General features: G+C 74.3%; 1 protein-coding gene and 1 pseudogene. Both read left to right on the top strand.

Annotation, left to right across the window (positions count from 1 at the left end):
• Positions 1-2,561 (top strand): serine protease (locus ACRDP3_RS16810; protein WP_431517772.1); only part of this gene is annotated, 2,561 nt, incomplete at its 5' end.
• A 149-nt stretch (positions 2,562-2,710) separates the two neighbouring features.
• Positions 2,711-3,168, top strand: a pseudogene (locus ACRDP3_RS16805) (bifunctional riboflavin kinase/FAD synthetase); the annotation flags it as partial.

Raw genomic sequence — 3,168 nt, 5'->3', positions numbered from 1 at the left:
CGGGCGCCCCGTGCGCGGACGTCGTCGCCCGGCTGGCGCGGGACGCGCGGCGTCCACTGCTGGTGCTCCTGGACGCGCCCGAGGAGATGCCGCCCGCGCTCGCCCGCGAACTGCGGCAGTGGACGGCGGGCACGGCCGGCTGGCTACGGGCGTCCGGCGCCCGGATGATCGTCGCCTGCGGGCCCGAACACTGGGAGCAGGCGGGGGCGTTCTTCCCGCCCGCGCTGCTCTACGGGGGCGGAGCGCAGGGCGGAACCGGCACCACACTGCCGCCCTGCGTACGGCTCGGCGACCTGTCGCCGGGAGCGGCCGCGCGCGCCCGCGACCTTTACGGTCTGCCGGAGGGTGCCCTCAGCTCCGCGGACGCGGGGCATCCGCTGGCGATGCGGATGCTCTCGGAGGTCCGTGCGGCACAGGGCTACGGGCCGTCCGGGCGGCCGCACGCGGACACCGCCGCCGGCAACCGCGCCGGTGTGCCGGCCGAACTGGTCAACGGGCAGGTCCTGGCCCCCAGTCGGGCCGAGATCTTCTCCGCCCACCTCGACCTTGCCTGCCTGCGCATCGCTCTCGGGCTGCCCGAAGGGCCGCGGCGGACCGGACGCGAAGGTACCGTACGGCGGCTCGCCGCGAGGGTCGCGGGGCAGCTGCACGAGGCGGCGCGACGGTGTCTGGGGCCGGGACAGGGCGCCTTGGACGGGCAGGCCTTCGAGGAGATCTTCCCCCGGTTCGGTGGCCTGGCATCGGCGGTGCTCGCCGAGGGCGTACTCGTCCCGGCCGGAGAGGGATTCCGCTTCGCCGACGAGGAGTTCGCGGACTGGCTGCAGGGCCGGCACCTGGACGTGGACGCGGCGCTGGACACCCTGGTGCACCACCAGGCCGGCCAGGACGCCAGGGTGCCCGTGCCGATGCCCACACCCACATCCACACCGACACCGACGCCCACACTCCCACCCGCCGCCATGCCCCGGCACCGGATCGGACCGGTCGTGCAGGCGCTGCTGCTGTGCGCGCAACTGGACGGCCCGAACGCGCTGGAGCGCCGGCTGCGCCCGCTGGTCGAAGCCGGCGGTGCGCATGCCGCGGACCCCGACGTCGCCTGGTGGGCCGGGCACCTGCTCGGTGAGACACTGCTGGGTCTCCCTGACGCGCGTCCCTACAGCGGTGTCCTGTGCGCACTCGCCGAGCGCATCACGGCGGAAGGTCACAGCGGCGATTTCGGGCCATGGTTCTGGCGGCGGCTGCCGCTGCCGACTCCCGTCCGGATCGAGCTGTTGCGCCTCCTGCTGCCCGTCGACGCACCGCACGGGGCGGACGGTGGCCGGGGAGGTGAGCGCTACCTGGATGTGGTGGGAGAGCTGCTGGCCACCGAGCCGCGGACCGTGCAGCCGCTGCTGTGCGCGTGGTTCACCGACCAACGGCCGCTGCGCAGACGGGCCGACGCGCGCGGTGCGCTCCAGCCCACCGTCGCCTCGGCGGCGCAGGCACTCCTGCACACTCATCGCGGGCGAGCCACGGACGACCTCCTCGACCTGCTGATCGGCACGGATCACCCTCGGGCCGAGGAACTGCTCACTGAATTCGTGCACGACGAGCCGGCCGCGCTCTGTCGTGACGTCGACCGCTGGGCGCACGACGAGCGGGCCGGGCGGCGGGCCGCTGCCGCCGCTTACGGGGTGCGGACCTGGCGGCACGCCCGTACGCACGCGGACCGTGAACTGCTCCAGCAAGCCGCCCTCGCACTGCTGCGCCACCCTGATGAGGCCGCCGTTCACGGTACGGCCCTGGCGCTGCTCGTACGGGACCAGGACCGGCGCGATCAACATCTCGATGCCGCCCTCGCCCACCTGGCCGCCACCGGCGCACCGGAGCTGGCCGGTGCGCTCGCCGAGACGCTCGACCACCGGCCCGAGCCGGTGCTGGCCGCCTTCCGCGCCCGGCTGCACGAGCCCGGCACAGCCGCACACGCGGTGCTGGCGGCGCTCGCGGACGTCCGTGACCCTGAGCTGGCCATCCGGGTCGCGGCTCTGGTGCGTGAGTACGCCGAGCTGCGGCCCGAGACCGCCGGGGACTCGGTGGCCGCGTTCGTGGGCCGCAGACTCACCCATGGCCGCGAGGCCCGTGCGGCGCTACGGCCCCTGACAGGCGCACTGCTGCGCTCGCAGTACGTCACGCTCCGGGCGAGCCTGGCCCGGGCGCTCGGCGGCGCCCCGGCGGGGCCGCTGCGCGACGAACTGCTGGACATACTGCTCGTGGCAGAGCTCGAGCCGGCCGTACTGGACGCCGCTGTGGAGGCGGTGGCCCGAACAGGGGGGCAGGAGCGGCAGGGGGCGGAGCGCCGCGGGGAGGAACAGGGTGAGCTGGTCAGGCGGATCGGCCTGCTGATGGCACGCACTCCCGAGGGAGCCGCCTGCTTCGACCGGCGCATGATCGAGCTGTCCCGCGAGGTACCGGGCTTCGCCGGGCTGCTGCGGGCCTGGGCGGATGGCTCGCCCGGTGCCTGGCTGGCGGTGGTGGGCCCCAGCGCCCGCCGCACATGCGAGTCCCTGGCCGACCGGGCCTAGCGCGGCTTCGCTGCCGGGGTCTCGCCCGGGCCCTGTCCGGTCCTCGACCGATCCTGGCGCGGGTCCTGTTCCGGGTCCGGTGCCGGTGCCGCTCAACGGCATGGCACCCTTGGGACCGGCGAAACATCGGCATCGGCGAGGAGCGGGACGTGCAGCGCTGGCGTGGCTTGGAGGACATCCCCGAGGGCTGGGGACGCAGCGTCGTCACCATCGGCTCGTATGACGGGGTGCACCGTGGGCACCAGCTGATCATCGGCAGGACGGTGGCACGCGCCCGTGAACTGGGCGTACCCGCGGTCGTCGTCACCTTTGACCCGCACCCGAGCGAGGTCGTACGCCCCGGCAGCCACCCCCCGCTGCTCGCGCCGCACCCCCGCCGTGCCGAACTCATGGCCGAGCTCGGCGTGGACGCGGTGCTGGTGCTGCCCTTCACCGCCGACTTCTCCCAGCTGTCACCCGCCGAGTTCGTGGTGAAGGTGCTGGTCGACAAGCTGCACGCGCGCAGCGTCGTCGAAGGTCCCAACTTCCGGTTCGGACACCGGGCGGCGGGCAACGTCACCTTCCTCGCCGAGCTGGGCGAGACCTACGACTACGACGTGGTCGTCAT

Origin of the sequence: Streptomyces sp. (genome assembly GCF_050698815.1) — a bacterium.
Taxonomy (GTDB): Bacteria; Actinomycetota; Actinomycetes; order Streptomycetales; family Streptomycetaceae; genus Streptomyces.
This window is presented reverse-complemented; position numbering and strand designations above follow the sequence as displayed.